Here is a 26400-nt window from a genome sequence, read left to right as displayed (position 1 = left end):
GTGTTGCGAGGACGTCGCCGATGCCGATGGAAGTGACCTGCGGACAATGTCACCAGCCGTTGCTGGTCGAAGCCACCGGCGTGGTTGTCGCCTGTCCGCATTGCGGAGCGCATCTGGAGATTCCCGATGAAGAACCGGCTACGGAAGGAGCGGTCCTCTCCGAAGCCGCGGCGGTCAGCGAGTCCGCCCCGTCGTCGATCACGGACGCCATCGCAGCGCTTGGGGCGCCCCCAGTCGCACCGGGAGACGCGAACGGCCAGACGGCTCTGGAAGATCCCTCGAGCCATGTCTACGAGTCGCCTGCGGAACCGTGGACCGGAGGGGATCTGAAGGCTTCTTCCGTCGAATCGGAGAACTCGGCGCCCCTGGGTGACAGCTTTCCGAAGCTGCCCGTTCCCGTTGAAGTCGCGGATCAAACGGCAACTGCCGCCATCGGCGCGGCTGAGGACAACCCGTTTGCCTTCCTGACGACGAGCGGTTCGCCCGCTCCCGAGCCGGCCAGGGGGTCGTTCGACCTGGGAGGCTTTGAGCCGGCTCCCGCCGTGGCGGAGTCCGTCTTTCCCGTGGTCGTCGACGCTCCACTGCCGGAACCGGAACGGGAGGCGATTTCTGCAGAAAAACGGGAGGCGGCTCCAGCGTCCGTCGCACCGGCGTTTCCGCCTGGTGATTTTGTTCCCCGCAAGCAGTTTCTGATGGTCGCCAGCTATGCCAGCGCTGTCACACTGATACTGATTTATGTGCTCTTCCTCCGTCCGGTGCGCACGCATCAGCTTGAGAGCCTGCCCGATCTCAAACCACCGGTCGATTCTTCCGGCGAGATCGGCATGAAGGTCGCTCCTCCGGACGCCGATGTCGCGCCGGGGCATGTGCTCCGGCTGGGTGAGTCCCGCCGATTCGGGAACGTACGAGTCACGCCACTCCGCGTGACCCGCGCTTCGCTGGCATTTCGCCACTTCGACAAGTCCAGCAAGTCGAAGCGGGAACCGTCCGGTCCGGTCCTCAAGCTCTGGCTCAAGCTGGAGAACGTCTCCAGCGATCAGACGTTTGCCCCACTCGATCGGCTGGTCGTCTACAAGCGGGGATTCGCCGACAGCGGCGTGATCGTCAAGACGAACGCTTTTCTTGGCAACGAGACGGAGCGTCGCAAGGGCCGGGAGGGGCAGCTCCACTATCTCTACCCGCTGCCCGAAGAGAGCGAATGGCTGATCACCGGCCAGGTGATCGACGACGACCTCGCGCCGGGAGCAACGCTCGAAACATTCCTTCCCAGCGAAGAGAACGTGGACCTGACGGGCGACGACCTTGTCTGGCGGTTTCAGTTCCGCAAGGGGTATCACCCCCGCTCTCACCGGGGCGTTCTGACGCTCGTCGACGTGCGGTTTCGCGCGGATCAGATCGAGGACGAGGCCGTTCCGCGAGCGTGAATTCGATATGCGGAACAGTCTCACTCTGCTGCGAGACTATTCCGGGGCTGAGCCAGGCTGGAGTCGAGCAACTGCTTCGGCGGCACGCCGTGGACCCGCTTGAAGGCCCGCGAAAACTGGAACGGATCTGCGAAGCCGAGCCGGGCGGCGGCCTGCTTGACCAGGAGTCCCTGATCGAGCAGCAGCTCGGCGGCGTAGTCCATCTTCAGCCGGAGCAGGAATTGATATGCTCCGGTCCCGCCGAAGCGGCGAAAGAGTCGCGAGACGTACATGGGGGTCGCGCGACACTCGCGGGCGACGTCTTCTATTGTCTGCAGCCGCAGGAAGTGTTCTTCCATGTGACGACGGACCCGCTCATAGGTCGTGAAAGAACGCGGGACATCGCGTCCTCCTGAGACTGCTCGCTGCTGGATTTTCAGCAGCACCAGCCGCGCCAGCGTGTCGCACACGGTGCGTGCAATGGGGCTTTCCTCGCGGGCTTCGCGCCCCAACGACTCGAAGAGGTCGACGACTTCGTGCAGCGCCGCGACGCGGAGGGCTCTCCAGTCGGCCAGGCCGGTCGCTGCGAGGAGAGGCTGGGCCTCGGCCCCGGCGAAGTCGAGATAGTACTTCCGCATGCGGTGCTGCGGGTCGGTCCGGATGGTGTGGGGAATCCCGGGCCCGTAGGCAAAGACGACGCCCGGCGCGAGCTGAAAGCGGCGACCGTTGAGGAGCAGCATGCCTTCTCCTTCAGCGACCAGTTCCACGGCGAAGTGCGGGAAGTCACGGCGACACACCTCATACTCGGGACGCATGCGCTCGACGCCGCCGCAGACGACGACGAATCCTGCATCCGGGGGCGGGTTCAGATTCAGGTAGTATCGCCGCTCGTCCGTGACCTGACGGGACACAAAGGAGGGTTCATCACGGGTGGAAGCGGGTTTCCGAACCATGCAAGTGAGGATAAGAATCGCCATGCCAGGGTCAAGTCCAGCCATTCCATTCGCGGCCCAATGACCTCACAATACTCGCCGGATTCGCGACGTTTTTGAAAGAACATCCGCATGCTGACTCTCGAAAGATTCTCGTTCGGCGTTGGCGACCGGTTCGCCCATCAGGCGAAGGCGCAACTGCGCGCCTTTCAGAAGCTCGCCGGCGACGGGATCGATGTCGCCCCCGTCTGGAACAAGTCGAATCGCGAGCACACCTTTGTTGGGTCCGAACCTCAGAGCGTGTATGACGCCGCTCAAGCTGCCGTGAAAGAACTCGGCTGGACCAGGCCGTGGCATGTCGACGCCGACCATATCCGCCTGGAAACCGTCGACCGCTTCCTGGCGTGCTCCGACTTTTTCACGATCGACGTCGCCGACTCGATCGGCAAGCCGGCGGCGGCCGGGGACGTGCAGGCGTTTATCGGCCGGCACCCGGAGCTGGTCGGTTCGCTCCAGATCCCCGGCGTCAGCGGGATGCTGACGATTACGCGAGCTGACATTGAACGGGTCGCCGCCAAATACTTGCTCGCCGTGCAGGATGCGGGGAAGATTTATCGCCATATCGCGGCGGCGAAGGGCGAAGACAAGATTATCGCCGAAGTCTCGACGGATGAGACCGACGCCCCGCAGACGCCGCCCGAGCTGCTGATCATTCTGGCGGCGCTGGCCGACGAGAAGATCCGGCTGCAGACGATTGCTCCGAAGTTCACCGGCCGGTTCAACAAGGGAGTGGACTACGTCGGCGACCTGGTCCAGTTCGAGAAGGAGTTCAACGACGACCTCGCGGTGATCGCACACGCCGTGGAGCAGTACGGGCTTCCGGCCGGTCTGAAACTGAGCGTGCACAGCGGGAGCGACAAGTTCAGCCTGTATCCGATCATCCGGCGGGCGCTGGCGCGCACGGGGGCGGGGCTGCATGTCAAGACGGCAGGCACGACGTGGCTGGAGGAGGTCATCGGCCTGGCCGAGGCCGGCGGCGACGGGCTCGTTCTGGCAAAGGAGATCTATGCGTACGCCCTGTCGCATGTCGACGAACTTTGCGCTCCCTACGCCAGCGTGATTGACATCGACCGCAGCAAGCTCCCGAGCGCCGTCACCGTCAACGGCTGGACGGGGCCGCAGCTTGCCAGCGCGGTCCGGCACATTCCGACACACCCGGAGTTCAATGCGCACGTCCGGCAGTTGTTGCATGTCTCGTTCAAGATCGCCGCCCAGGCGGGGTCCCGCTATACGAACCTGCTAGAGGCAAACGAAGCGATCGTCGCGCAGCAGGTGACGGAAAATCTCTACGAACGCCACATGCGGCCGTTGTTCATCGGCTGAGTCGTCGCGGACTGATCTCTCGCTGTTCGTTCCGGAGTGCACACCATGCAGACTCGCGCCCTTGGCAAGACCGGCCTCGAACTTCCGATTCTCAGCTTCGGCGCATCGTCGCTGGGGCAGGAGTTCCGCAGCGTCCAGCTCGATGAGGCGCTCCAGAGCGTGCGGGTTGCCCTCGACTCCGGACTGAACTTCATCGACACGTCGCCGTTCTACGGACGCGGCATGAGCGAAGTGCTGCTGGGAATCGCCCTGCGCGGCGTGCCGCGAGACAATTACACGCTTTGCACCAAGCTTGGCCGCTATGATCTCGGGCACTTTGATTTCAGCGCAAAACGGGTTGCCGAAAGCGTCGACGTCAGCCTGCACCGGCTCGGCACGGATCATCTCGATATCATTCTCTGCCACGATATCGAATTCGTTCCAATGCAGCAGATCGTCAATGAGACCATTCCTGCGCTCCGGAAAATTCAGCAGGCGGGGAAAGTGCGGTTTATCGGCTTCAGCGGCTATCCGCAGAAGATCTTTCGCTTCATCTGCGACCAGATCGACGTCGACTGCGTCTTATCGTACAACCAGTACACGCTCCAGAACACCCGTTTCCTGGACGAGTCAGTGCCCTACCTCAAGTCAAAGGGCGTTGGCGTCATGAACGCCGGCCCCTTCTCAGCGCGACTGCTGACCAATGCACCGCTGCCTCCGTGGCTGAAGGAGCCGGAGGCGGTTAAGGCGGCTGCGCGGGAGGCGGCCGCATTGTGCATGAAGCGAGGCTCGAACATTGCTCAGCTTGCGCTGCAGTTTTCCTGCGCGCATCCCGACATTGCGACGACTGTCGCTGGCAGTGCGAATCCGGCCAACATCCGCCAGTGGGCCAAGTGGCTTGCCGAACCTCTTGACCAGCAGCTCCTGCACGACGTTCTCCAGATCTTTGCCCCCGTTCACAACATCGGCCATGCGGAAGGCCTTCCCGAGAACAATTGAGTCAACATCCCATGCACGCATTGCAGCTCGAAAAGCCCCTTGCCTGGCGAATGATCGACATCCCTGAACCGACGGCTCCGGGACCGGGGGAGGCCCTCGTCCGCGTACAGCGGGTCGGCATCTGCGGCACCGACTTTGGCGGTTATCTCGGAAAAATGCCGTTCTTCTCCTACCCCCGCATTCCCGGGCACGAACTCGGCGTGGAAGTCCTGGCGGTCGGCGAGGGCGTTGCAAACGTGAAACCCGGCGACCGCTGCTCGGTCGAGCCGTACATCAACTGCCAGAAGTGTTATTCGTGCCGCCGAGGATTCACCAACTGCTGCGAGCACCACAAGACGCTCGGCGTGATGTGCGACGGCGGCCTGACTGAGCGAATCATTCTCCCCGCGCGAAAGCTGCATCTGGCGACCAACCTGACCCCCGATCAGTGCGCTCTTGTCGAGACGCTCGCCATCGGCTGCCACGCCGTCGACCGCTGCCACCCGCAGCCGGGCGAGAACGTGCTGGTGATCGGCGCGGGACCGATCGGCCTGTCAGTGATCGAATTTGCCAAGCTGAGTGGCGCTCGCATCATCGTCATGGACATCAGCGAGTCCCGCCTGGCGTTCGTGCGAAACAAGATGGGCGTCCCGGACACCCTGATCGTCCGCGGCGATGAATCCGACGTCAAGACGCTGGCCGACCTGACGAACGGCCAACTCGCCGACGTGGTGATCGATGCGACCGGGAGCAACAAGTCGATGACCCGGGCGATGGAATTCGCTGCTTTCGCCGGGCGGGTCGTCTACGTCGGCATCACGCAGCAGATGCTCGAATTCCCACACGCCCCGACCATGCACCGCCGCGAGTTGACATTGCTGGCCAGCCGGAATGCGCTGTCGCGCGATTTCAGCCGGATCATCGCGCTGATCGAGGCGGGGACGATCGACACCCAGCCTTGGATTACGCACCACGCCCAGTTTGCAGAAGTCCCGGAAATCTTTCCCACTTGGATCAAGCCCGAGACGGGAGTCATCAAGGCAATTGTCCACATGAGTTGAGCCGGTCGCTGGCAACTTGACCGATCCCGGACGCCCTATCCTGCACTGTGAACATCAGACCACATTCAGCGGCAACCTGGAGCCGTCGTCACGGGAGACAGTCGGCGGGAGGTGATCACGGAAAACCAACTTGGCCGGAGACGAATTCAGGATGGCGGGTCGTGATAATTTCGGCCATCGGAGGTTTCCGACCCGATGAAGCGGGTGGCCAGCGGCCGCTCGCCGTTCCGAGTCGTCAGTTTGCGGTCTCGACGTCAGCCGCATCCAGATACGCCATGCGATAAAAGAGCTGCTGCGCTTCGCAACGCGAGACATAGTCCGCGGGCATTGCGTTCAACGTAACGTCGTCCCATTCGACGATCAGTTTGAGGGAGGGCGGCTTGCCGGACGTTTCGACAACGGAACCGCTCCAGCCGGCGATCGACACGTCTGGAAACTCCGAAGACGCGACACCGACCTTGACGCGGATTCGAGTTCCCTCTTCCCAGCCGCCTGCTGCCTTTTTCTTCGCCATCTGCCAAGCTGCCCTTGCCCTGGTGACTACCTCGGAAGGCTTGCTGAAGCCTCGCCGATCAACGACTGCGATCGACCCGGCGGAACGAAGTTCGCGGCGTCGCAGCAGGTCGCTGGAGTGCATTCCCGTGCACCGGCCGATTCGACACTATCCCTGACCGGGCCAGTGTTTGCAAGGACTTCGCCCCGAAAGATCGGCGTGAAAACGGGGATCGACAGGTCCCCCGTTTTCGGGGACGCGACAACCCTCAAACCACGGCCCAAATCCCCGACAGTCGACGGTTCGCCGGGTGTCGCGCTGACGAGCCAATTTGCGAGGGCGCGACGGGCTGCGTGCGGTCGCCCGGAGGAGAAGAGCTTTCCGAGGACTCCGCCTTCGCCCCGCGATCTTGAGCTCACTGCGATCCCATTCTGATCTGCCGGGCCCGCATCGCTTGCCGCATCGGCAATCTCGCCCGGGAAGTGATGAGGCCAGCCGTCAGCGAGGGATGGCGACATTCGCGCCGCAGACGTTCGCCATGGTCGTTGATGAAAACGTCGCGTCACCTGGCGACGTTGCCGATGCGTACCGCCCGCACGCTCCGGTTACCGGGCATATTGCGCCCCATCCGGCCGCACACATCCACGCATCTCGCGACATCTCCAGCTTGCTATTCGGATTGCACCGACTTCTCCGACTCAGCCTCGTGCACCGTCTCTGCGGAAGATGATCGTGATTCGAGCATTCGTCGACCAATCTGGCGTAATTCCCTCGCCTCGCTGATCTTCCGATTTGACTTCCGACGATATGCATCTTGTTCGCTTCGTCCGCTCCCGGGGCGTTCCGCGGTGCAGGAACATGTTGTCATTGCACGGGTCTGAACGTCGCTCGGCGTCGCCCGCTCCGGCTCGCTCGACAACTCCTTTTCCCGTCCCAGGAACGGCTTTACGATGGACGACGATCTGCTGAAAGAATTCCTTGCCGAGAGCTGGGAGAATCTCGGACAACTGGATTCCGAGATTGTCACTCTCGAAAAGGAGCCGAACAACAGCGACCTGCTCGCCAGCGTGTTCCGCACGATCCATACGATCAAAGGGACCTGCGGTTTCATTGGCCTCGCTCGTCTCGGCAAAGTCGCTCATGCGACTGAGAACGTGCTGGGCAAGATGCGGGAAGGAACCCTGGCAGTCTCGTCGCCTTCCATTTCGATCGTGCTGGAAGGGATCGACCGGATCAAGGATCTTCTGAACGGTCTGGAAACGGCCGGCGAAGAACCGAATCTCGAGTCCGGCGATCTGATTCATCGGCTCGACATGCTCGCCTCGCTCGCCGAGCCAGTTGCCCATAAACCGACTCCGCCGGCCCCTTCGCCCAGTCCGGCGCCGGCGGCGCCCGTCCGGGCGGCGGTCTCGGAGCCGACCCCGGCCCAATTCACACCAGTCTCCGCGCCAGAGCCGATTGCCGAAGCGAGGCCGGTCGCGTCTCCGCAGTCGGCCCCGATTGCGGCCAAGGCCCCGCCTCAACCGCCTGCGATCGATCCGGAACACGATCCCCTCCAGGAAAGTGGCAAGAAGACCATTTCCGATCTGTCGATCCGCGTGAATGTGGACGTGCTCGACCGCCTGATGAATCTGGTCGGCGAACTGGTCCTGACCCGCAACCAGCTCCTGCAGATGGTCCGCGGCGAAGACGAGTCCAAGTACGCCGCCCCGATCGTTCATCTCAATCGCGTGACAACCGATCTGCAGGAGGGGGTCATGAAGACCCGCATGCAGCCGATCGGCAACGCGTGGAACAAGCTGCCCCGGCTGGTGCGCGACCTCTGCAAAGTCACCGACAAGCAGATCGAACTGGAAATGTCCGGGGCTGAGACCGAACTCGACCGGACGGTTCTCGACGCCATCAAAGACCCGCTGACGCACATGATCCGCAATTCGGCGGACCACGGGGTCGAGACTCCCGCCATTCGGCTGGCGAATGGAAAGTCCGAAATCGGCCGCATCTGTCTCGACGCGTACCACGAGGGCGGTCACGTCATCATCCGCATCGAAGACGACGGCGCCGGCATCAATCGAGTTCGAGTCCTCAAGAAGGCCATCGAGAACGGCCTTGTTTCAGAGGCGGACGCGGCTGCGATGCCGGATTCCGAGGTTTTCAAGCTGATCTTTCTGCCGGGTTTCTCGACGGCCGAGACGATCAGTTCGGTTTCGGGCCGCGGGGTCGGGATGGACGTGGTCCGCACCGCGATCGAACGGATCGGCGGGACCGTCGAACTGAACTCCGTTCTCGGCGTCGGAACGACCGTCAAGATCAAGATTCCTCTGACGTTGGCCATCATTTCGGCGCTGGTCGTGGAGAGCGGGGGCGAGACGTTTGCGATTCCGCAGCTCGGGGTCGTCGAACTCGTCCGCGTTCCGTTCGACGAACGCCAGCGGATCGAGCGGATTCACAGCCACGAGGTGTTCCGCCTGCGGAACCGGCTCCTGCCTCTGATTCACCTCAACGATGTCCTGCAACTTCCGGAGGATACTGCCCCGGAGGACGACATCAACATTGTCGTCGTGCAGGTCGGCGAAGAGCAGTTCGGACTGCTGGTTTCCGAAGTGTTCGACACTCAGGAAATCGTCGTCAAACCGGTCGGCACGCTCCTCAGATCGATCAAGGCCTACCAGGGGACCACGATTCTCGGCGACGGACGAGTCATCATCATTCTGGATGTCGCCGGCATCGCTTCGGAATACGGCGGCCAGGCGTCCCGGGCGGCCCAGATGGAACAGGCCCGGCAAGAAGAGGATCACGGGATTCCGCAGGAGTCGACCTCGCTGCTGCTGTTCCGCTCCGCCCAGAGCGGTACGCTCGCCGTGCCGCTGGCGCTGGTCTCGCGCCTGGAAGAGATTCCCCGCAACCAGATCGAGCGGAGCGGCGACCGCATGGTCGTCCAGTACCGTGGCAACCTGCTCCCCCTGATTGCGATGGTGGGTTACGGAGCCAGCTCGGAAGACGCCGGAGATATGCAGTCGGTCGTCGTCTTCTCGGACGGCATCAGCTCGGTCGGGCTGCTGGTCGACGAGATTGAAGACATCATCGACGAACCGCTGACCATCCGGATGGCGTCGCAGCGACCGGGAACCCTGGGGACTGCGATCATCAACGGCAAAGCGACCGACGTGCTGGATACGCAGCACTATCTGACGCAGGTTTATCCGGACTGGTTCCGCGGCGACAAGGTCAAGAAGGCGCGCCGCCTGCTCGTCGTCGACGACTCGATGTTCTTCCGTCAGCTCGCCCGCACGGCGTTGGAGGCCGACGGCTACCGAGTACACACGGCGTCTTCGGCGTCGGATGCAATGACGATTCTCGAGCACGACACCCACTTCGACGGGATCATCTGCGACATCGAGATGCCGCAGGTCGACGGCTGCCAGTTTGCGGAGTGGGCTCGAAAGCGGCCCGGCACGATCGAGCTTCCGCTGATCGCGATGACGTCGCTCGACGGCGACGTTCATGGCGAGCGGATCCTGGGTGCGGGCTTCGACGAAATGCTGATGAAGTTCAATCCGTCGCAACTGATGAGCACGCTGAAGCGCATCTTCCAGAATGTCGACCGCCAGCGAGGAAAGTCCGCATGAGCACCGCACTCGCGACTCAGGAATCGAATATCGTGTCCCGGCATCTGGACTACCAGAACCAGTACGTTTCGTTCTGGATCGACAAGCAGCTTCTGGGTGTCCGGGTCAACGTGGTTCAGGAGGTGCTCAATCCGCAGACGATTTCGCGGACGCCGCTGGCGCGGCGGGAGATCGCCGGTCTGTTGAATCTCCGCGGACAGATCGTCACGGCCGTCAATTTGCGGAGGCGGCTCGGTCTGCCCGATCTGCCGGAAGACCGGAAGAGCATCAACGTCGTGGTGCAGCACCGGGGCGAGCCGTTCAGCCTGCTCGTCGACGAAGTCGGCGACGTCATTAACGTGGCGGCCCAGGATCTGGAGCCGGCGCCACGAACCGTCGCCGCGCAGTGGAAGCAGGTAACTTCCGGAGTCTTCCGAATGGAGCGGGGACTGTTTGTGATTCTGGACGTGCCGGCATTGTTGTCACTTCCCTGAGGGACCAGGGCTCGGCTGGCTGTCACTCATCCTTCGTCCAGGGAATCGGTCGGGGGCCTTGCGCGGAGCGAACTGTCCTGTCGCCCATCGGGCCCCGCTGAAGAGACACTCCCCGTGAGCCTGAATGTCGAACTCCTGACGTCAACTTTCGCGGCGCTGGCGCCTCACGCCGATGTGTGGTCGGCGCGGTTCTACGACGAACTGTTTCAGCGGCATCCGCATCTGAAGCCCATGTTTGCCGGCGCGGATCTGGAGGAGCAGCGTCGCAAGCTCGTCCAGTCGCTGGTGATCGTCATCCGCTCCCTCGAACGACCGGAGGCGCTCGAACGGCTGTTGCACGATCTGGGAGGCCGGCACGTCGATTACGGCGCCGCAGAAACCGATTATCCGCTGGTCGGGACGACGCTGCTGGATGTTCTGGGAGAGTTTGCCGGTCCGAAGGTCTGGACCGACGACGTGGCAGAGGCGTGGACCGCGGCCGTCGGGGCTGTCGCGGCGAAGATGCTCGAAGGCGCCGCGCTCAAGACGTCCCGACAGCCCGTGCTGGTCGGCGCCGCAACGGCCTCTTCCGGCAACACCGATTCGTTGTCTTCCGATTCCGATGATTTCGCTTCCGATTCGTATTCAACCACTTCCGAAACCACTCTGGGACTCTCTTTGGAAGAGCCCGCTCTGCCTCAGGAGAAGATCGAGATGACCGCCAGCACGATTCCCGCCGTTCCGCAGACGGCCCCCGGCACGGACAACTTCTACGGCATGGTGGAAGCCGCTCCGCAGGCGATGTTGTACGTCGACGGCAACGGCGTCGTCACCTATCTCAATCGCAAGGGGCACGAGCAGGTTCGGCAGCTTGCGTCCGCTCTGGGATTCGGCCCCGAACAACTCGTGGGGGGCTCGATTGAGCGGCTGTTCACGGCAATTCCGACTCTCCGGAACGAGTTGCAGCAGCTTTCCGCGGCGCGTTCCTTCGACGCTTCGATCGCTGGCGCAACTTTGAATGTCGTGCTGTCTCCGGTTCATTCCGCAGACGGACGTCGCACAGGCGTTTCGGTCTCGCTGTTCGACGTCACGACGGAACGCCACGAGACGGCGCGAACGGCCGAGAACGCTCAGAATCAGTCGGCGGTCAATCAGGTCCTTGCAGCGGTGCAGTCCGCCGAGACGTCCGAGAAGGCCGCCATCGCAGCGCTGCAGACGGTGCGCGAGGGGTTCGGCTGGGCCTACGGCTCCTACTGGGCCGTCGATCCGGCCGACCGGACGCTCAAGTTCACGGCAGAATCGGGGACGGTGACGCCGGAGTTCGCCCGGGTGACTGCGACCGCGTCGTTTGCGGAGGGAGTCGGCCTCAGCGGGCGCGCCTGGCGGCAGCGCGATCTGGTGTTCGTCGAAGATCTCGCAAAGGTCACAGACTGCGTCCGTGCTCCCGTCGCCCAGCGGGCCGGAGTCAAGTCGGGCATTGCGATTCCCATCGAGATTGACGGGAAAGTGGTCGGTACGTTGGACTTCTTCGCCACCACCACGCTGTCGCTGTCGGACGAGCGGCGCGAAACGCTTCGCAACGTGGGGCGTCTGGTGTCGCAGTCGATGACCCGCCTGCGGGATCAGACGGAGCAGGCGCGGATCAACAGCATGGTGGAGAACATGCCCATCAACGTGCTGCTCGCCAACCGCGACTTCGAGCTGGTCTACATGAATCCGAGTTCTCGGCGCACGCTGAAGAGACTGGAGCATCTGCTGCCGCGCCCCGTCGATCAACTGATCGGCCAGAAGATCGACATCTTCCACAAGAATCCCGAAATGCAGCGGAAGCTGCTCGGCGACCCGCGCAACCTGCCGCACAACGCTCGCATCCAACTGGCCGACGAATGGCTCGACCTCAGCGTTTCGGCCATCTCCGACAATACCGGCAAGTACCTCGGCCCGATGGTTTCCTGGGAGATCATCACGGAAAAGGTGAAAATGGAAGCGGAAGTCAGCCGCATCCAGAACATGATGGATCAGTTGCCGATTAACGTCATGCTGGCCAATCGCGACCTCGAGCTGGTCTACATCAACCCCTGCTCGATCGCCACGCTCAAGAAAATCGAGCACCTGCTGCCGCGGCCCGTCAACCAGTTGCTGGGCCAGAAGATCGACATCTTCCACAAGAACCCCGAAATGCAGCGGAAGTTGCTGGCCGATCCGCGCAACCTGCCGCACAAGGCCCGCATCCAGCTCGGCGAGGAGTTTCTCGATCTCAGCATCAGCGCCATCACCGATAAGTCGGGAACCTACGTCGGTCCGATGGTCGCCTGGTCGGTTGTGACCGGGCAGGTCAAGCTGGCCAACGACTTCGAACGGGACGTCAAGGCCGTCGTCGAGATCGTGACGTCGTCTGCGACGGAGATGCAGGCCAGTTCCAAGTCGATGGCCGCGGCGAGCGAGGAAACGGCCCGCCAGTCGCAGGTCGTGGCAGCCGCTTCGGAAGAGGCCACTCGCAACGTCGAGACGGTTTCTTCCGCCGCGGAAGAGCTGAGCAAGTCCATCGCCGAGATTGCCCGGCACGTGCAGGAAGCGTCCAAGATGACGGCGAACGCCGTTTCCGAGGCTGATCGGACGAACGTGACGATTCGTCAGCTCGGCGACTCCAGCAACGAGATCGGCCACGTGGTCAAGGTGATCACGTCCATCGCCCAGCAGACCAACCTGCTGGCCCTGAACGCCACGATTGAAGCGGCCCGGGCGGGCGAAGCGGGCAAAGGCTTTGCGGTCGTCGCAAACGAAGTGAAGGAACTCGCCCGCCAGACCGCCAAGGCGACCGAGGAGATCAGCCAGAAGATCAACGCGATCCAGGGCGCAACCTCGACGGCCGTCACCGCCATCGGCTCGATCGGCGACAACATTCGCAAGATCAACGAGATCTCGACGACGATTGCGAGTGCCGTCGAGGAACAGACGGCGGCGACCAATGAGATCTCCCGGAATGTCGCCGAAGCCGCCCGGGGCACGGCGGAAGTCTCCAGCAATATCGCGGGCGTGTCGCAGGCCGCGGACGAAGGTGGACGGGGGGCCAGCGATATCCTGGCCGCGTCCGAGGGGCTGGCCCAGGAATCGACGCGACTGGACAGCGTCGCCACCGATTTCCTGAAGCGGATGCGCGCTTTGTAACCTAGACTTGAGAGTTGTAATTGCGGGGGGCGGCGTCCCGGCTGCACCGGAGCGCCGCCCCCATTGCTTTGAAATTGTCCGTCGCGGCGGCGGACAGGGGTGATTTGCGCTCCGCAGTGGACGGCCATGCCATGAAACGAATCCTGCTGGTCGACGATTCTCGCGCCGTTCGCCTTGCGGCCGGACGCATGGTTCGGCAACTGGGCTTCGAAGTCCTTGAAGCCGAGGATGGTCAGGACGCTCTCCGCGTCGTGCGCGAGCAAGGCCCGGTCGATGCGGTGCTGCTGGACTGGAACATGCCCGTCATGGACGGCCTGTCGTTCCTGAAGGCGCTGCGCGCGGACAGCTCGGTCCCGCAGCCCAAGGTGGTGATGTGCACGACCGAGAATGACATGCAGCGGATCATTGAAGCGATCCAGGCGGGCGCCAACGAATACATCATGAAGCCCTTCAACGAAGACATCGTGCGGGACAAGCTGCAGGAAGCGGGGCTGCTATGAGCGCCGATCGAGTGACCGTGCTCGTGGTCGACGACTCCGCGGTGGTGCGGGGCCTCCTCGCGCGGGCCATTGAGACGGATCCGGAGATCCGGTTGATCGGTACGGCAATGCACGGCCAGCTCGCGCTGAATGCACTCCGCAAGGAACACGCGGATGTGGTCGTGCTGGATGTCGAAATGCCTGTCATGGACGGTCTGACGGCACTACAGCACATCCAGAAAGAGTTTCCGCGGACCAAGGTCATTATGGCGAGCGGCCAGACCTACGACGGCGCGGAAACGACGATGAAGGCGCTGGCGCTCGGCGCCGCCGGATGCATCGCAAAGCCCGTGACGGCAAGCACTTCGGCGAGCATCGAGCAGGTCGCCCGCGAACTGCTCCCGCTGATCAAAGCGCTCAGCCCCTCGTCTCAGCGCGGCTCCGGCGCCCCGGCGGCCGCCCGACCTGCGGCGCCGCTGGTCTCGACCGCCGCCCCTCCGCGTACCCGCAGAACGCCCTCGATCCTTGTGATCGGCTCGAGCACCGGTGGTCCCCAGGCGCTGCGGGCCGTGCTGTGCAATCTGCCCCAGGACTATCCGCTGCCGATATTGATCACTCAGCATATGCCTCCGCTGTTCACGCCGATGCTTGCGAAGCATCTGGGCGTTGATACCGGACGCCCCGCGCTCGAAGGAGCCGAGGGGATGCTGATCGAGCGCAATCACACTTACGTCGCCCCCGGGGACTTCCATATGGAGGTCGCGAAGCGCGACGACCGCATGGCGATTCATCTGACGCAGAGTCCGCCGGAGCACTTCTGTCGCCCGTCGGTCAATCCGATGTTCCGCACCGCCGCCGACTGGTACGGCAACGGCGTGCTCGCCGTGATGCTGACGGGCATGGGCGACGATGGAATTGAGGCGACTCGCACAGTTGTGGAGCGCGGCGGCTACATGATTGCGCAGGACGAAGCCTCGAGCGTCGTCTGGGGCATGCCGGGGGCCGTCGTCCGAGCCGGACTGGCCCACGAGGTGCTCCCCGTTCAAGACATCGCCGGCGCAATCCTGCGTCGCAGCCTGCAGGAGGTCGCCGGATGATTGCGAGTTCTGATTACGAATTCCTGTGCGCGTTCCTGCTCAAGCGATCCGGTCTGTACCTGGGCCCCAGTAAGGAGTACCTCCTTGAGGCCCGGCTGATTCCCGTTGCTCAGACCTGGGGGCTGGCGGGCCTGGAACAACTCGTACTGGATCTGCGCCGGAACAACAACGAGCGTCTCAACTCGGCCGTCACGGAAGCGATGACGACCAACGAAACGCTGTTCTTCCGCGACAAGACTCCTTTCGACGAACTGCGAGACCTGCTGCTTCCTCCGATTCTGGAGTCCCGCAAGTCCTCCGCCCGTCTGCGAATCTGGTGCGCCGCGGCTTCGACCGGCCAGGAGCCGTACTCCCTGGCGATGATGCTGCTGGATTCCTTCCCGCAGCTTGAGTCGTGGAAGATCGACATCGTCGGCACGGACCTGTGCACCAAGGCGCTGGCTCGCGCCGAAGAAGGGGTCTATTCGCAGTTCGAGGTTCAGCGGGGACTGCCGATTCAGCACCTGATGAAGAACTTCGAGCAGGTCCCGACCGGCTGGAAGATCAAATCCGTTCTGAAAAAGCACATCCAATACCGCTCGCTCAATCTCCTCGACAACTTCACCCACCTGGGCCAGTTCGATCTGATCATGTGCCGCAATGTTCTCATTTACTTTGAGAACGATGTCAAGAAACGGATTCTTGATCGGATGTCCGGCATGCTCCGCTCTGACGGTTACCTGATCCTCGGCGCCGCCGAGACCGTCATGGGGATTACGGACAAGTTCGACCGGAACCGCGACTGCAAGGCCGCAGTTTATCGGCCGATGAGCGCTGTCCGAGTCTGAGAGATACGGGGCGCGACGTCGGGAACTGCGGTTCCCGACTCATCGGCGACCGTGTTAGCATCCCGGCATGATGACGCCCACAGGTCGCCGACGATTTCGGTTTGGCGTCCGGCTGCAACTGGCAGCCGGATGGTGGCGGATTCGCCTGCGGTTTCCGCCGCGGGTCCGGTGCGGCTGGCTGGTGCTCCTGCTTCTGGGGGCGCCGTTCGGCTACGTCCTCAGCCTGCCCATTGTCGTCTATCTCTACTCGCGCCTCGAAATTGCCGGCGGTTGGCTGGAACCCTTTCTCGAGATCTACTACCTGCCGCTGATCTGGCTGGCGGAAAACTGGCCCTGGCTCGAAACCTTCGTCGACTGGTGCGTCGAGACGCTGGAGTTTGTGTTCGGCGAGAGTTGACTTCATCTGCGGCGAACCGCCAACCGGCGGATTTCGCCGGTTGCCAGGCCGAATCAGTCGTCAACCGGAGGCTGGCAGGCGAACCGGTTGCAGCGGGCGGTCGGGCGATGTCGATACCGGACAAGGACAGGGTGCGGTGACTGCTGCGCCCTCCGGGCTCGGGTCAGGGATCGACCATGTCAATCTGCGCGGGATGCCACGCGGGATGCTGCCGCTCGTTTGCGGTACCGCTCAGCGGTGCGGACGTCCTGCGCATCGAACGCGACCGCGGGGCAAGTTTCTGGGATTTCGCCTGCCGCTGGGAAGACTCGCAGGGGGTCATCGCCGGCCGTTACGCCCCCCACTTCCATTTTGACGACGAACCTGAGACCCCATTCGCCATCTGTCTGCAGCATGTCCCCAGCGCCACCATGCCGGGCTCGACGCGCTGCCAGTTTCTGAATGAAGAATCGCCGTCGACGGAATTCCCGCGCGGCCGGGGCTCGTGCGGGGCTTATTCGCACCGTCCCGCCGCCTGCCGGGTGTTCCCCACGACCCTCCACGATTCGGGCCTGCTGGCGGTGATCGAGCCGGTGCCGTCCTGCAGACGCGAAGGGCATCCCGAAGCTTACGCACTCTGCCCGCGCCCCTGGACTCCGGAGGATATTGACCCGGTCCAGTCGGTCCAGGATCTGGTCATTGCAAAGTTCGAGATGCAGTTCTTTCACGTCGTGGCCAGCCGGTGGAACCGGCAACCGGGAGCCTGGGCAGACTTTCCCCAGTTTCTGCGCATCGTCTACGAACACCGCGTGATGACCCGCGACGCCGACGAGATTCACGCCGAGCTGCCCGCCGCGGTCCCGTTCGAATCCCTCTCCAAGCGCCGCCAATCCCGCGCCGCCTGACCCGCCACGGGCGGGGCCGGGGCCGACTCAGAGATGGGTTGGGCGTGGATACCGCATTCGGCGGCGATGGAAGAGTGCTGACGGCAAAGACGGACCATCTGTGAAAAGCGCACAGGCGGGCGACCTGCCAGTACCGCACGGTTCGTCTGGCTTGCCCTTGCCAATCCGCCCCCTCGTTCCCAGGCTCCGCCTGGGCTGCGCGAAATCCGTCGTTTTCAGGGGCAATTGGCCTCGGCGAATCGTCGCGTTTTTGTTCCACTGGGCTTTTTGTTCAAGGAGGAACGTCATGACCTGCGAAACCAGCGAAACAGCCGTCGCCCGGTATTCGTCGCCGGCGGGCAAGTTGGTGCGGTTCTTCGAGCGGAGTCGCAATCGGTGGAAGGCGAAGTCCGGCCAGTGGAAGCGAACCTGCAAGCTCCTGCAGAACCAGACCCGCGCCGTCGAGAAGAGCCGCGCGATGTGGCGCACGCGGGCCGCCGCGGCCGAACGCCGCGCGGCGGACCTGGAACGTGAGATCGCCGCCTTAAAATCCGGGCGCTGACCGGGTCGCCGACGCAGCCCCTGGCCCCCTCCCGGACGCCGTCCGACCGGCCCATCATGCGTATTCGGCAGCGGCCATCGGCCTGACGTTGCAGTTCTGTCTGGCCGGAGCGGTCAGCTTTCGCGGCTGCCGGGCGGTGGTCGAACTGCTGCGGGACAGCCTGCCCCAGTTCCGGGGGGCTCCTGCGGCCAATACTGCGGAAGCGTGGCTGCTGCGGCTGGGACTGCACGAGTTGCGGCGGCCCAAGGAATTCGCCGCCGACTGGGTGTTCCTCGTCGACCACACGCTGCAACTGGGGTCGCGGAAGTGTCTGGTCATCGCGGGGCTGCGATTGTCGGCGTGGAAAGCGCTGACGGCGCCGCTGACGCACCAGGATCTGACGCTGCTGGCGCTGCAGCCGGTCGAAAAATCCAGCGGCGAGATCGTCCAGCGGCAGCTCGCGGCTGCGGCCGGGCTGGTCGGCGTGCCGGCCGCCATCCTCAGCGACGAGGGTTCGGATCTTCTCGGCGGCGCTCAGCGTTTCCGCGAACAGCACCCGACGACGCAGGTGCTGCACGACATCGCCCACAAGACGGCGATCGTGCTCAAGCACGAACTGCTCGCCGATCCGCGGTGGATCGCGTTCGTCAAACACTGCGGGCAGACGCAGCCACGGGTGAAGCAGACGGAACTCGGACACCTTGCTCCCCCCACGCAGAAAGTCAAAGGGCGTTACTTGAACTTGGGGCCGCTGATCGGCTGGGGCGCCCGCATGCTGCGGCTGATCGACACGCCCGCGGCCGAACGTCCCGCGGGTCTCGACCTGACGCGGCTCGAGGAGAAGTTCGGCTGGATCCGCGACTTCCGGGAGGCGCTCGTGGACTGGAACGACTTGCAGGCGGTCAAGGACCACATGCTGGAGTTCCTGCGCGTGGCGGGCTACCACGCCGCCGCCGGCGAGACGCTGCGCCGGCAACTGGAGACGGTGGCCCGAACGCCTGCCGGTGAGCGTGCGGCGGCGCGGCTGGTGGAGTTCGTGAGCGAGCAGTCGAGCGGCGTGCTCCCCGGACAGAGTCTGCCGGCCAGCAGCGAAGTGCTGGAATCGCTGATCGGCAAGGGCAAGCGTTTGCAGGGCCAGCACAGCCGCGGCGGCTTTACGAAACTGATTCTGGGGATGGCCGCGTCGGTCGTGCGGATCAGCGAGGAAAAGATCTGCGAAGCCCTGAACGCCGTGCGGCATCGCGACCTGCTCGCGTGGATCGACGACCACTTAGGCAAGTCGCTGACAGCCCAGCGCCGCCAGGCCCTCCCCGTCCTTCCAGGAACAAAAGCCGGATCAACCGGGACCGCCAACAATTGACGATTTCGCGCAGCCCAGGCTCCGCCTGGGAACGCCTCTTCAGACGCTCCGCGTCCTCTTCGTCTTCCGTCCCCTCCTCACTAATCATCTGCTACTAACCACTTGCCACTTCCGCCTTTACAACAATCCGCGCAACAAACCCCCTATTTATGAAGGGGTCAAGGAAGTGCACTCGTGTCTGCGGACCTCCGCAGGCGTCCGGAATGACCCCTTCACCCGGGCCTGATCAGGGCCCAGCGACGGACCGTTCGCAAGAACGGTCCGAGGGGCGCACCCCGTGTGCGCACAGCCTCGACGTCGAGCTTTTCCCGTTCACCCGGCCGCAAAACCGGCGAACCTGATCAACGTGACTGAGCCGCCGGGACTTCCACCGGCGCAACATCACCGCCAGACGGACTCCGGCGGGACGGCCGTAAGAAAGCCGGCCCGCCGGAGCCGATCGCGGTACGTACGGCGGACGTCCTCGTCCGCCGCGTAGGGCAGGCTCCCGCCCAATCTCGTTCGGCACGCTTTTTGCGCAGGCCGATTGAGATTGTAGTCTTTCTCCCTGCGGAGGGAGTGGCGATGGCGGAGAAGGGGCTGACGGAGGAGGAGCGGCGGGAGCTGATTGGTCCTTTGGCCGGGACCGTCCTGCTGCGGCGCATCTTTCCGCTGCTGCAACGATTGGCTCCCTGCGGGACAGAACGCGACACCGCTCGCAACCGGCAGCTGTTCTACAGCCAGTATGCCGCGCTCCTCCTGATCGGCTTCTTCAACCCCGTTCTCAAGTCCGCCCGGGCGCTCGTCGCAGCCTCGGGACTGAAAAAGGTCCAACAGCTCGCCGGCGGGCAAAAGGTCTCGGCCGGGGCCTTCTCCGAGGCCTCGTCCGTCTTCGATCCCTCGCTCCTGGAAGGACTCGTTCACGAACTCCGCCGCCAGTTCGCCCGGCATCAGTTCCGCGTGAGCCGCAGCGGTCGGCTGGGACGCCTTCCCAACCCGATCGTCGAACGTCTCGTCGCCGTCGACGGGACCGTGCTGTCGGCCTTGCCGCAGATCGCCGCCCGGCTGGGACGCGGTTCTCAAGGCCAGTGGCGGCTGCACACCCAGCTTCGCATTCACGACCAGAGGGTCGTGGCCTCGACCCTCACCGAGGAGCCGGCCAAAGGGCCGCACTCCGAGCGCGCCGTCACGCTCCAGCAGATCCAGGCCCGCGAACCGCAACCCGCCGGTGCGCCGGGAGACCTTTATATTCTGGACCGGGGCTATCGCTCGGCCGTGGTGTTCAACGAACTGGTCGAAGCCCGCTGCGACTACGTCTGCCGGCTCAATCGCGGGGACGGTCGCGTGGTCGAGGGACCGGTCAACGACGCGAACGGTCATGCGGTTCAACTCCCCGCGCTCACCGAAGCCGATCGCGCCGCGGGGGTCGTGGCGGATGAACTGATCGCGCTGGGCGGCGGCAGCGGAGCCAGTCCCGCAAGAACCAATCACGTCGTGCGGCGGATCACCGTCGAGCCAGTGCCCGGTCGACCAAGTTCGGCAAGGCAGGGGCGGCTTCGCAGCGACCAGACCGGGCGGGAAGGCCTGATCCTGGCCACGACGCTGCTGGATCTCCCGGCCGAACAGGTGGTGCTAATCTATGAATGCCGGTGGCAGATCGAGCTGTTCTTCCGGTTTCTGAAGCAGGTGCTGGGCTGCCAGCAACTGCTCTCGGCGAAGACGCGGGGCGTGGAGATCCAGCTCTACTGTTCGCTGCTCGCCGGGCTGCTCCTGGCCCTGGCGACGGGAGGCAACCTGTCGCGTCGAGCGTATGAAATGGTCTGTCTCTACATGACCGGCTGGGCCGACGACGAAGAACTCCTCGCCGCCTTCCCCCAGCCGCCATAGATTATGCAAGCACCGTGCCGAACGAGATTGGGCTCCCGCCTGCCGAAATACGCCATCTACTGCAAATCAACTCTCCCCCACCCCCGCCTTCTCCCCACTAACCACCAGCCACTAGTCACTAGCCACTCCTCCCCCACCCTTCTTGAGCCAGTGGCACACGGCTCGATTGGCTTGCCTCTCCGTTCCTCGCCGGGCATGATCCATCAAGACTTGTTTCTGCGTCTTGGAAGGATCGTCGTTCATGCATGCCGCCGCTGCGCTCGCCCTGCTGGCTCTCGCCGCCGGGCCGTTTTCGACCGATGGGAACCGGCTGGCGTATCTGGACGACCCGTCGCCGTACTATCCGCACACGAACTTCCCCAAGCTCGTGACGCCGCAGTGGGTCGGCGACGACGGGGTCGAAGCGGTCGTCATCCTGGCGATCGACGACATGCGCGAGCCGGCGAAGTATGAGGCGTATCTCCGGCCGATTCTGCAGCGATTGAAGGCGATCGACGGGCGGGCGCCGGTCAGCATCATGACCTGCAACGTGAAGCCGGACGATCCGCAGCTTCAGACCTGGCTGCAGGAGGGGCTGAGCCTGGAAATCCACACGTTCGACCATCCCTGCCCGCTGCTGTACGGCGGCGACTTTGCCAAGGCGAAAGGGACGTACGACAAGTGCGTCGACCTGCTGTTTTCGGTGCCGCACAATGCACCGGTCGCGTTCCGGATGCCGTGCTGCGATTCGCTCAACACCGTCAGTCCCCGGTTCTACGCCGAGATTTTCAACAAGACGACGCCGGGGGGCAAGTTCCTGCAGATCAGTTCGTCGGTCTTCCAGGTCTTCACGTCGGAAGATCCGTCGATTCCGGAGGACCTGGTCCTCGACGCCAACGGCGACGAGCGGTTTCTGAAGTATTTCCCGAAGGGGCTCAAGCGTGGGGAAGTGACGCACGACCGGTTTGTGAACTACGTCGAGAACTACCCGTACCCGTACGTCGCCAACAAGCTCTGCTGGGAGTTCCCCTGCATGACGCCGAGCGATTGGGAAGCCAACTTCCTCCATCAGCCGAACAACCCGCAGACGGTCGAGGACCTGAAGGCGGCACTCGACATCACGGTCCACAAGCAGGGGGTGCTGAATCTCGTGTTCCATCCGCACGGCTGGATCAAGGCGGAGCAGGTCAACGAGCTGATCGACCATGCGGTGGCGAAGCACGGGAAGAAGGTGAAGTTTTTGACGTTCAAGGAGGCGCTGGAACGGCTGAACAAGAACCTGCTGGCGGGGCAGTCGTTGCGGGATGAGCAGGGGAGTGACAATGACATTCGCATCGTTGATCTCGACAACGATGGGTTTCTGGATGTCATGATCCAGCAGAAGACAAATCGGTACGTCAACCACTGGGATGTGACTCAATCGGCATGGCGGCGCGATCTTCCTTCTCACGATCACTTTCAAGCCTCCGACCTACGGTTTTCCATTGATGAAGATCACGGGAGAGCGACCGTTTGGGCCGGGTCGAACACTTCTGTCGGACGAACATGGCCCTGGGGATGGTCCGTCGATAACGAACGTGAACCGCCAACCCCCAAAGAAGTTGTGAGATTCCTGGACATTGATGGCGACGGGATCTCAGAGAGCATCAGTTCGAAATGGAGCAAACAAAACTTGCTCTTCGGCCCCGAATCATGCTTCACAATCGTTCGAAAGACAAAGGGACGTGAAGAGACTGTCTTTTGGGATTTGCCTGCGGCATTGCATTTGATCGACGCGAGTGGACGTGCGGAAGCACTGCGGTTCGTTGACATCAATCAAGACGGGCGGTTGGACATTGTTTTATCGAACTCGCAGCGCTACGGCGTCTGGCTGTTCGAATCACTGGAGAAAGGCTGGTCCACGGAGCTGCTCTCCGGCACCCGCGGCGACGCCAACCCGCTCGAACTGCCGCCGATCGTGCGGGCCGACGGGACCAACAATGGCTTCTTCGTCCAGGGGCGGGCGCTCCACTGGATGAACGAGGACACCGCCGATCGGCCGAATCTGATCGTCAGCATCGATTTCGATCAGCTCCTCGGCGACCGGATGCCGGCGGCAAAGACGCCCGCCGCGGCGATCAAGTCCATGCATCCCCGCCCCGGCTACGTCGTCGAACTGATGGCCGCCGAACCACTCGTCATGGACCCGGTGGCGATGGCCTGGGGCGCCGACGGCAAGCTGTGGGTGGCCGAGATGGCCGACTATCCCAACGGCCTCGACGGCAAAGGCCGGCCCGGCGGCCGGATTCGCTCTCTCACAGACACCGACGGCGACGGGAACTACGACAAGTCGACGCTGTTTCTCGATGGCGTGAACTTTCCGAATGGAGTCTTTCCGTGGAAGAAAGGAGTGCTCGTCTCAGCCGCTCCCGAAATCTTCTATGCCGAGGACACCGACGGCGATGGCATGGCGGACCGGCGCGAGGCGCTCTATACCGGCTTCGTCGAAGGAAATCAGCAGCACCGCGTGAACGGCTTCGAATGGGGCCTCGACGGCTGGCTCTACCTGGCCAACGGTGACAGCGGTGGCGTAGTGAAATCGATCAAGACGGGGGAGACCGTCGACATCCGCGGCCGCGATCTGCGGATTCATCCCGGGACGGGACGGATTGAAGCCGTGGCCGGGCAGGCGCAGTTCGGCCGGCGGCGCGACGACTGGGGCCGCTGGTACGGGAACAACAACAGCAACCCGATGTTCCAGTACGTCTACGAAGACCGCTACCTGAGCCGGAATCCGCACTTCGCCGCTCCGTCGGGCCGGCGGGATGTCCCCACGGTGGCCGGGGCGGCGCCGGTCTTTCCCCGCAGCCGGACGCTGACCCGGTTCAACGACTTCCACGCCGTGAACCGGTTTACCTCAGCGTCCTCGGCGATGGTATATCGGGATGAGCTGCTGACGCGGGAGTTGAGAGTTGAGAGCGGAGAGTTGAGAGGAAGAGATGCAGGTCGACCCTCCGACTCTCAACTCTCATCTCTCAACTCTCAACTGACCTTCGTTAGCGAGCCCGTTCACAATCTGGTTCATTGCGAAGTGGCGCATCAGGACGGTGTCGCGACGGTCAGCGAACGTCTGGCTGATGAGCGGCAGCGGGAGTTTCTGGCGTCGAGCGATAACTGGTTCCGGCCGACGATGGTGACGACGGGACCGGATGGTGCCGTCTGGATCGCCGACATGTACCGGCTGGTGATCGAGCATCCGCAGTGGATTCCGATCGAGTGGCAGCAGAAACTCAACGTTCGCGACGGGGACGACAAAGGCCGGCTGTGGCGCGTCCATCCGTACGGCGTCGCGCCGCGGCCGATACCCAAGCTGGCGGACCTCGCCACACCGCAGCTCGTGGCGGCGCTCGACAGTCCCAGCGGCTGGCAGCGGGATACGGTCCAGCGGTTGCTGATCGAACGAGGCGACAAGGCCGCGATTCCTGAGCTCGAAAAGCTACTGTCGACCTGCCCGCGACCGGTCGCCCGGCTGCAGGCGCTGTGTGCTCTGGCGAGTCTTGAGGCCCTGACGGAACAGCATCTCATCCGTGCGCTGGCCGATGACCACCCCGGCGTCCGCCGCTGGGCGGTGCAGTTCGCGGAGCGCTTCCCCGCGGGGAGCCCGCAGCTCTGGGTGGCGCTGGCGTCGCGCGTGGACGATCCGGATGACGAAGTCCGGTTGCAGCTCGCTTTCACCCTTGGTGAAGTGCAGTTCGCAGAGGCGGGGGAACTGCTGGGGTGGCTGGCGGTGAAGCATCCGGCAGACCGGTGGTTGATCCCGGCGATCATGACTTCGCTCAACGAACGCAATCTGTCGCGCGTGGTGCACAACGTCCTCGCCGCGACGAGCGATGGCCAGGACGTCTCCGAGTTGCTGCAGACGCTGATCGGCCAGTCGGTCGCCTGGAAGAATCTCGACGCTCAGCTCGCGCTGCTGGAACTGGCGTGCCCGTCCGATCGCCAGTCCCCGGCCGAGTGGCAGCTCGTCGCCCTCCGTCAGTTCCTGCAAGCTCTCAGTCGGCAGAATCTTTCCCTCGGCGCCTGGCAGAAGTCGCTGCCGCCGGCTCAGATTTCGATGGCTGAGCGTCTCAACAAAACGCTGGCGCTGGCAGCGACCCTGACGACGGACGCCAAACAGCCGGAAGCTCTGAGAGTCGCCGCGGTCAGCCTGCTCGGCCAGCGTCCGCAGGCTCGGGCAGACGAGGAAATCGTTCTCGAAAAGTTGCTGCAGCCGCAGGAGTCCCCCGCCATTCAACAGGCCGCCATTGCCGCCGCCGGACGCTGGCCGGGGGAATTCGGGACGCAGTTGCTGCTGAAAGTCTGGACGAAACTCGGCCCGGCGCAGCGGACGGCTGCGGCCGACTTGCTGCTGGCGCGTCCCGCAGCCCGGGATGCGCTGCTGACGGCCGTCGAAGCCGGCGCGATTCCGGTCGCGACAATCGACGCCCAGACCCGCCAACGCCTTGTCGAGCAGCGAGATCCCGCCGTGGCCAGCCGGGCCGAGAAGCTCTTTGCCAGCTCCGGCAAGGATCGACAGGCCGTGGTGGCCGAGTATCGCGCTTCCTTGAAACTGCCAGTCGATCAGCAGCGGGGGGCGGAGGTCTTCAAGAAACTCTGCAGCACCTGCCACAAGCTGCAGGGGCAAGGGCATGAAGTCGGGCCGGATCTGGCCGCCCTCGTCGACAAGTCCCCCGAGGCGATGCTGCTGGCGATCCTTGATCCCAATCGCGCGGTCGAGAGCAAGTTCTTCAACTACACGGCGGTCACCGATGCCGGGCTGACCTTTCAGGGACTGCTCGCGGAGGAATCCGCGGGAAGTCTGACGCTGATGGCGGCCGAAGCGCGGAAGCAGACCGTGCTGCGGGCCGATCTGGAAGAGTTCTTCACGGCCAGCAAGTCGCTGATGCCCGAAGGCCTGGAAAAGGATCTGCCGCCGGCGGATCTGGCGAACGTGATCGGCTACATCCGCTCGAACGTGCCGTTGCCGCAGCGAAAGAGTTTCCCCGGCAATGAGCCGAAAACGGTCGTTGCCGACGCGACGGGGCGTTTCGTACTGCAGCCGGTCGACGCCGAGATCTACGGCAGCACGCTGGTCCTCGAAGAGAAGTACGGCAATCTGGGTTTCTGGAGCAGCGCCGATGACCAGGCGGTCTGGACGGTGCAGGTTCCCGAGGCAGGCAAGTACACCGTCAAGATCGAATGGGCCCGCGACCCGCTGATCACCAGCCATCGGGCCGTTGTCCGGGCGGGCGGCGAGTCGCTCACGTTCAGCGTCCCCGCGACGGCGAGCTGGGACGACTATCAGACGCAGGCCGTCGGCGCATTGAATCTGTACGCCGGCGAGCAGCGGCTGACAATTCAGCCGGCATCGCGTCCGCTGCCGGCGCTGATGGATTTGAAGTCGGTGGTCTTGGAGCGGGTGAGGTGACGAGGATGGTCGCTGCCACATCGCGTGGCAAGAGACTTGACGCGAGGAAGCCATGACCGCAAGAATA

General features: G+C 63.6%; 19 protein-coding genes. 16 read left to right on the top strand and 3 right to left on the bottom strand.

Going from position 1 to position 26400, the window contains the following annotated elements; all coding sequences use genetic code 11:
- Positions 1–20: 20 nt before the first annotated feature.
- Complete coding sequence (locus SH412_RS08135) at positions 21–1424, top strand: hypothetical protein (RefSeq protein WP_336523009.1); 1404 nt, start codon at positions 21–23, stop codon at positions 1422–1424.
- Positions 1425–1444: 20 nt separating this feature from the next.
- On the opposite strand, the gene SH412_RS08130 is transcribed toward SH412_RS08135, so the two are convergent.
- Positions 1445–2314: a helix-turn-helix transcriptional regulator gene (locus tag SH412_RS08130; RefSeq protein ID WP_336523008.1), complete on the bottom strand. Its 870-nt coding sequence runs from the start codon at positions 2312–2314 to the stop codon at positions 1445–1447.
- A gap of 153 nt (positions 2315–2467) precedes the next feature.
- Between SH412_RS08130 and SH412_RS08125 the strand changes: the two genes are divergently transcribed.
- The 3 genes from SH412_RS08125 to SH412_RS08115 are packed head-to-tail and all read left to right on the top strand — an operon-like array spanning position 2468 to position 5736.
- Entirely contained in the window at positions 2468–3718 is a 1251-nt protein-coding gene (locus SH412_RS08125; RefSeq protein ID WP_336523007.1) for a tagaturonate epimerase family protein, read from the top strand.
- A 45-nt stretch (positions 3719–3763) separates the two neighbouring features.
- Complete coding sequence (locus SH412_RS08120; RefSeq protein WP_336523006.1) at positions 3764–4696, top strand: aldo/keto reductase; 933 nt, start codon at positions 3764–3766, stop codon at positions 4694–4696.
- 11 nt (positions 4697–4707) lie between these two features.
- The gene (locus tag SH412_RS08115) at positions 4708–5736 is read left to right on the top strand and encodes a zinc-binding alcohol dehydrogenase family protein (RefSeq protein ID WP_336523005.1); all 1029 of its coding nucleotides are present in this window, start codon (positions 4708–4710) and stop codon (positions 5734–5736) included.
- A gap of 235 nt (positions 5737–5971) precedes the next feature.
- Here the strand turns inward: SH412_RS08115 and SH412_RS08110 are convergent, their stop codons facing one another.
- On the bottom strand, positions 5972–6250 hold the full coding sequence (locus SH412_RS08110) for a hypothetical protein (RefSeq protein WP_336523004.1): 279 nt from the start codon (positions 6248–6250) through the stop codon (positions 5972–5974).
- 929 nt (positions 6251–7179) lie between these two features.
- Here SH412_RS08110 and SH412_RS08105 point away from each other — a divergent pair.
- The 3 genes from SH412_RS08105 to SH412_RS08095 all read left to right on the top strand — a co-directional run bounded on the left by SH412_RS08105 (position 7180) and on the right by SH412_RS08095 (position 13478).
- The gene (locus tag SH412_RS08105) at positions 7180–9858 is read left to right on the top strand and encodes a hybrid sensor histidine kinase/response regulator (RefSeq protein ID WP_336523003.1); all 2679 of its coding nucleotides are present in this window, start codon (positions 7180–7182) and stop codon (positions 9856–9858) included.
- Positions 9855–10331, top strand: a complete 477-nt coding sequence (locus SH412_RS08100; RefSeq protein ID WP_336523002.1) for a chemotaxis protein CheW — start codon at positions 9855–9857, stop codon at positions 10329–10331. The genes SH412_RS08105 and SH412_RS08100 overlap by 4 nt, the downstream gene beginning before the upstream one ends.
- Positions 10332–10445: 114 nt before the next feature.
- Positions 10446–13478 (top strand): methyl-accepting chemotaxis protein, encoded by a 3033-nt coding sequence (locus SH412_RS08095; protein ID WP_336523001.1) that lies wholly within the window; start codon positions 10446–10448, stop codon positions 13476–13478.
- 1 nt (position 13479) lies between these two features.
- Here the strand turns inward: SH412_RS08095 and SH412_RS08090 are convergent, their stop codons facing one another.
- Positions 13480–13611, bottom strand: a complete 132-nt coding sequence (locus SH412_RS08090; protein WP_336523000.1) for a hypothetical protein — start codon at positions 13609–13611, stop codon at positions 13480–13482.
- Here SH412_RS08090 and SH412_RS08085 point away from each other — a divergent pair.
- From SH412_RS08085 to SH412_RS08045, 9 genes are all read left to right on the top strand, one after another.
- Entirely contained in the window at positions 13610–13978 is a 369-nt protein-coding gene (locus SH412_RS08085; RefSeq protein ID WP_336522999.1) for a response regulator, read from the top strand. The two genes, SH412_RS08090 and SH412_RS08085, sit on opposite strands and share 2 nt — an antisense overlap.
- Positions 13975–15054, top strand: coding sequence for a protein-glutamate methylesterase/protein-glutamine glutaminase (locus SH412_RS08080; protein ID WP_336522998.1), 1080 nt, complete (start codon positions 13975–13977; stop codon positions 15052–15054). Before SH412_RS08085 ends, SH412_RS08080 begins: the two co-directional genes overlap by 4 nt.
- The gene (locus SH412_RS08075; RefSeq protein WP_336522997.1) at positions 15051–15881 is read left to right on the top strand and encodes a CheR family methyltransferase; all 831 of its coding nucleotides are present in this window, start codon (positions 15051–15053) and stop codon (positions 15879–15881) included. The genes SH412_RS08080 and SH412_RS08075 overlap by 4 nt, the downstream gene beginning before the upstream one ends.
- 67 nt (positions 15882–15948) lie before the next feature.
- Positions 15949–16278 (top strand): hypothetical protein, encoded by a 330-nt coding sequence (locus SH412_RS08070; protein ID WP_336522996.1) that lies wholly within the window; start codon positions 15949–15951, stop codon positions 16276–16278.
- A 176-nt stretch (positions 16279–16454) separates the two neighbouring features.
- Positions 16455–17162, top strand: a complete 708-nt coding sequence (locus SH412_RS08065) for a YkgJ family cysteine cluster protein (protein ID WP_336522995.1) — start codon at positions 16455–16457, stop codon at positions 17160–17162.
- A 286-nt stretch (positions 17163–17448) separates the two neighbouring features.
- Positions 17449–17703: a hypothetical protein gene (locus tag SH412_RS08060; protein ID WP_336518717.1), complete on the top strand. Its 255-nt coding sequence runs from the start codon at positions 17449–17451 to the stop codon at positions 17701–17703.
- 88 nt (positions 17704–17791) lie between these two features.
- Positions 17792–19042 carry a hypothetical protein gene (locus tag SH412_RS08055; protein WP_336518718.1) on the top strand — a complete coding sequence of 417 codons (1251 nt, stop codon included), beginning with the start codon at positions 17792–17794 and terminating at the stop codon, positions 19040–19042.
- A gap of 564 nt (positions 19043–19606) precedes the next feature.
- Positions 19607–20908: an IS4 family transposase gene (locus tag SH412_RS08050; protein ID WP_419555790.1), complete on the top strand. Its 1302-nt coding sequence runs from the start codon at positions 19607–19609 to the stop codon at positions 20906–20908.
- Positions 20909–21149: 241 nt separating this feature from the next.
- The gene (locus tag SH412_RS08045; protein ID WP_336522994.1) at positions 21150–26333 is read left to right on the top strand and encodes a PVC-type heme-binding CxxCH protein; all 5184 of its coding nucleotides are present in this window, start codon (positions 21150–21152) and stop codon (positions 26331–26333) included.
- Positions 26334–26400: the final 67 nt, after the last annotated feature.

The sequence above is a fragment of the Planctellipticum variicoloris genome (genome assembly GCF_030622045.1).
GTDB lineage: Bacteria > Planctomycetota > Planctomycetia > Planctomycetales > Planctomycetaceae > Planctellipticum > Planctellipticum variicoloris.
This window is presented reverse-complemented; position numbering and strand designations above follow the sequence as displayed.